The organism is Burkholderia sp. ZZQ-2 (assembly GCF_050768715.1).
Classification (GTDB): Bacteria; Pseudomonadota; Gammaproteobacteria; order Burkholderiales; family Burkholderiaceae; genus Burkholderia; species Burkholderia cepacia.
Window position 1 is genome coordinate 1 of sequence record NZ_LDVA01000189.1, and the last position, 4668, is coordinate 4668.

Annotated in this window: 4 protein-coding genes; all 4 read left to right on the top strand. The window is 67.4% G+C overall.

Annotated features, from left to right (window positions below; all coding sequences use genetic code 11):
- Nucleotides 1-107: 107 nt before the first annotated feature.
- The 4 genes from glyQ to ABY44_RS12590 are packed head-to-tail and all read left to right on the top strand — an operon-like array spanning nt 108 to nt 4616.
- Nucleotides 108-1112, top strand: a complete 1005-nt coding sequence (gene glyQ, locus ABY44_RS12575; protein WP_011885965.1) for a glycine--tRNA ligase subunit alpha — start codon at nt 108-110, stop codon at nt 1110-1112.
- A 22-nt stretch (nt 1113-1134) separates the two neighbouring features.
- On the top strand, nt 1135-3234 hold the full coding sequence (glyS, locus tag ABY44_RS12580) for a glycine--tRNA ligase subunit beta (RefSeq protein ID WP_060174891.1): 2100 nt from the start codon (nt 1135-1137) through the stop codon (nt 3232-3234).
- A gap of 10 nt (nt 3235-3244) precedes the next feature.
- Nucleotides 3245-3808 carry a D-glycero-beta-D-manno-heptose 1,7-bisphosphate 7-phosphatase gene (gmhB, locus tag ABY44_RS12585; protein WP_027789173.1) on the top strand — a complete coding sequence of 188 codons (564 nt, stop codon included), beginning with the start codon at nt 3245-3247 and terminating at the stop codon, nt 3806-3808.
- A gap of 43 nt (nt 3809-3851) precedes the next feature.
- On the top strand, nt 3852-4616 hold the full coding sequence (locus ABY44_RS12590) for a lysophospholipid acyltransferase family protein (RefSeq protein WP_021161198.1): 765 nt from the start codon (nt 3852-3854) through the stop codon (nt 4614-4616).
- The last annotated feature ends 52 nt before the right edge of the window (nt 4617-4668 follow it).

Consider the following 4668-nt stretch of genomic DNA (forward strand, 5'->3'; position numbering starts at 1 on the left):
TTACGCGTTTCAGCACACTAACAAGCCGCGCCGCCGCGCGAGCCGACTCTCCGGGCCCCGCCCGGAGAGTCGCCCGCAACGGAGCGCCAGCGCCACGAAGGCTCTTCATGCTTACGTTTCAGCAAATCATCCTGACGCTGCAGTCCTACTGGGACAAGCAGGGTTGCGCCCTGCTCCAGCCCATCGACATGGAAGTCGGTGCAGGCACGTCGCACGTGCACACGTTCCTGCGCGCGGTCGGCCCCGAGCCGTGGCGCGCCGCGTACGTGCAGCCGTCGCGCCGCCCGAAGGACGGCCGCTACGGCGAGAACCCGAACCGCCTGCAGCACTACTACCAGTACCAGGTCGTGCTCAAGCCGGCGCCGGAAAACATCCTCGACCTGTACCTCGGCTCGCTCGAGGCGCTCGGCTTCGACCTGCAGCAGAACGACGTGCGCTTCGTCGAGGACGACTGGGAAAACCCGACGCTCGGCGCGTGGGGCCTCGGCTGGGAAGTGTGGCTGAACGGGATGGAAGTCACGCAGTTCACGTATTTCCAGCAGGTCGGCGGCCTCGACTGCAAGCCGGTGCTCGGCGAGATCACGTACGGCCTCGAGCGCCTCGCGATGTACCTGCAGAAGGTCGAGAACGTGTACGACCTCGTGTGGACCGAGTGGGAAGAGCAAGGCCCGAACGGCCCCGAGCTGCGCCGCCTGTCGTACGGCGACGTCTACCACCAGAACGAGGTCGAGCAGTCGACCTACAACTTCGAGCACGCGAACGTCGACCTGCTGTTCACGTTCTTCAACAGCTACGAAGCGGAAGCGAAGAAGATGATCGACGCGCAGCTCGCGCTGCCCGCGTACGAGCTCGTGCTCAAGGCCGGCCACACGTTCAACCTGCTGGACGCGCGCGGCGCGATCTCGGTCACCGAACGCGCGGCGTACATCGGCCGCATCCGCGCGCTGTCGCGTCTCGTCGCACAGGCCTACTACGACTCGCGCGAGAAGCTCGGCTTCCCGATGCTCGGCAACCCGCCGGGCGTGCCGGGCCTCACCACCGACGCCCAGGACGCCGCCCAGCCGGCATGGGCGCCGCCGCTCAAGGTCGAACGCAAGATCGATCAGGACTGACGAGACGAGATTCAATCCAGACATGACGCACAATCATCCCGCCCCCCTGCTCGTCGAACTGCTGACTGAAGAGCTGCCGCCGAAGGCCCTCGCGCGCCTCGGCGACGCATTCGCCGAAGGCCTCGCGCAACGCCTCGCCGCACGCGACCTCGTCGATGGCGAACTCGTGTTCGAACGCTACGCCACGCCGCGCCGCCTCGCCGTCGTCGTGCAGAACGTGCGCGCCGTCGCGCCTGAAAAGCAGGTCCGCGAAAAGGTCCTGCCCGTGTCGGTCGCGCTCGACGCCGAAGGCAAGCCGACCGCCCCGCTCGCGAAGAAGCTCGCGGCGCTCGGCCACCCGAACCTGTCGATCGCCGATCTCGAGCGCGCGCAGGACGGCAAGGCCGAAGCGTTCTTCATCAACTATTCGGCAGCCGGCGCGACGCTCGCCGACGGCCTGCAGGCCGCGCTCGACGAAACGCTCGAGAAGCTGCCGATCCCGAAGGTGATGACCTACCAGCGCCCGGACGGCTCCGACGTGAAGTTCGTGCGCCCGGTGCATCGCCTGACGGTGCTGCACGACGACCGCATCGTGCCCGTCACCGCATTCGGCGTCGACGCCGGCGACACGACGCTCGGCCACCGCTTCCTGTCCGACGGCCTCGTCGCGATCCAGCATGCACGCGCGTACGCCGACACGCTGCGCGACAAGGGCCGCGTGATCGCGCACTTCGCCGATCGCCGCGAAACGATCCGCACGCAGCTGAACGAACACGCGAACGGCGATACCGTCGTGATGCCCGAAGCGCTGCTCGACGAAGTGACGTCGCTGGTCGAATGGCCGGTCGTCTACCCGTGCCGCTTCGAGGACGAATTCCTGCAGGTTCCGCAGGAATGCCTGATCCTCACGATGCAGACGAACCAGAAGTATTTCGCGCTGACCGACGTCGGCGGCAAGCTGCGCTCGCGCTTCCTGATCGTGTCGAACATCGAGACGAAGACGCCGGGCGAGATCATCGAAGGCAACGAGCGCGTGGTACGCCCGCGCCTCGCCGATGCGAAGTTCTTCTTCGAGCAGGACAAGAAGAAGCCGCTCGCCGACCGCGTGCCGCAGCTCGCGAACGTCGTGTATCACAACAAGCTCGGTTCGGCGCTCGCGCGCGTCGAGCGCCTCGAGGCGCTGGCCGGCGAGATCGCCCCCGCGATCGGCGCCGACGCCGCGCACGCGAAGCGCGCCGCGCGCCTCGCGAAGGCCGACCTGCTGACCGACATGGTCGGCGAGTTCCCGGAACTGCAGGGCACGATGGGCACGTACTACGCGCGCCACGACGGCGAAGCCGACGACGTCGCGCTCGCCTGCGCCGAGCACTACCAGCCGCGTTTCTCCGGCGACGCACTGCCGACCACGCCCGTGTCGACCGCCGTCGCGCTCGCCGACAAGCTCGAGACGATCGTCGGCATCTGGGGGATCGGCCTCGCGCCGACCGGCGAGAAGGATCCGTTCGCGCTGCGCCGCCACGCACTCGGCGTGCTGCGCCTGCTGCTCGAGAAGCAGCTGCCGCTCGATCTCGTGTCGCTGCTGCGCACGGCCCATGCACGCTTCGAAGGCGTGCCGGGCGTCGCCGAATCGACCGACGCGATCCTCGCGTTCTTCATGGATCGCCTGCGCGGCCTGCTGCGCGAGCGCGGCTATTCGGCCGGTGAAATCGATGCGGTGCTGAGCCTGAACCCGACGCGCGTCGACGATCTCGTCGCGCGCCTCGACGCGGTGCGCGAATTCACGCACCTCGCGGAAGCCGAAGCGCTCGCGGCCGCGAACAAGCGGATCTCGAACATCCTGAAGAAGTCGGACGGCAGCGCGAACGGTGCGGTGCAGCCGACGCTGCTCGTCGAGGCCGCCGAGAAGGCGCTGCACGAACAGCTCGCGGCCGTGACGCCGCACGTGCAGTCGCAGCTCGAGGCGCGTGCGTACACGGGCGCGCTGTCGGCGCTCGCCGCGCTGCGCGCACCGGTCGACACGTTCTTCAACGACGTGATGGTCAACGCGGAAGATCCGGCACTGCGCGCGAACCGTCTCGCGCTGCTGTCCGCGCTGCACCAGCAGATGAACTGCGTCGCCGACATCTCGAAGCTCGCCGCATAAGGGCCGCACGATGCCGACCAGCCCCAACCGAAAGCTCGTCGTCCTCGACCGGGACGGCGTGATCAACGTCGATTCGGATGCGTTCATCAAGACGCCCGACGAATGGATCGCGCTGCCCGGCGCCCTCGAGGCGATTGCCCGGCTCAACCACGCGGGGTATCGCGTGGTCGTCGCGACCAACCAGTCCGGCATCGGTCGCGGGCTGTTCGACATGGCCGCGCTCAACGAGATGCACCTGAAGATGCATCGCGCGGCGGCCGCGGTCGGCGCGCGGATCGACGCGGTGTTCTTCTGCCCGCACACGGCCGAGGATCACTGCGACTGCCGCAAGCCGAAACCCGGGATGATGCAGATGATCGCCGAGCGCTTCGAGATCGATCCCGATCACACGCCGGTGGTCGGCGATTCGCTGCGCGACCTGCAGGCCGGCGTCGCGGTCGGCTTCCAGCCGTACCTCGTGCTCACCGGCAAGGGCAAGAAGACGCTCGCCGCCGGCAACCTGCCGCCCGGCACGAAGGTCCACGACGACCTGCGCGCGTTCGCGCTCGATTTCCTTTCACACGAACACGAGTGATGCGGCCGCCGCGCGCATCCTCCCTAACGCCAGACTTACGCCGATGCGCTTCGTCCGCTCCCTGCTGCTGCTGATCTACTTCGTCGTGTACACGGTGCCGTACGCCACCGCGTGCTTCATCGCCTTTCCGTTCATGCGCGCCGACGCGCGCTACTGGATGGCGGCCGGCTGGTGCAAGTCCACGCTGTGGGTCGTGCGCTGGCTGAACGGCATCCGCTACCGGATCGAAGGCTACGAGAACCTGCCCGACGGCCCGGCCGTGCTGCTGTCGAAGCACCAGTCCGCATGGGAAACGCTCGCGTTTCCCGCGCTGATGCCGAAACCGCTCTGCTACGTGTTCAAGCGCGAACTGCTGTACGTGCCGTTCTTCGGCTGGGCGCTCGGGCTGCTGCACATGGTCAACATCAACCGCAAGGAAGGCAAGAACGCGTTCACGTCGGTGATCCGCCAGGGCAAGAAGCGCCTGTCGGAAGGCGCATGGATGATCATGTTCCCGGAAGGCACGCGCACGCCGGTCGGCAAGCAGGGCAAGTACAAGACGGGTGGCGCGCGCTTCGCGATCGAAACCGGCGCACCCGTCGTGCCGATCGCGCACAATGCAGGCCGGGTGTGGCCGCGCAACTCGTTCACGAAATTCCCGGGCGTCGTCACCGTGTCGATCGGCAAGCCGATTCCCAGCGAGGGGCTGACGCCCGATGCATTGAACTCGCAGGTCGAAGCATGGATCGAAGCGGAAATGCGCCGGATCGATCCGGATTCGTATCGCCAGGCGGGCAACGCCGGCACGCGCGATGCCGCGCGTGTCTGACGCCCCCGGGTGGCAGCCGTTGCGTACGACAAAAAGAAGCGAACTGATGAAA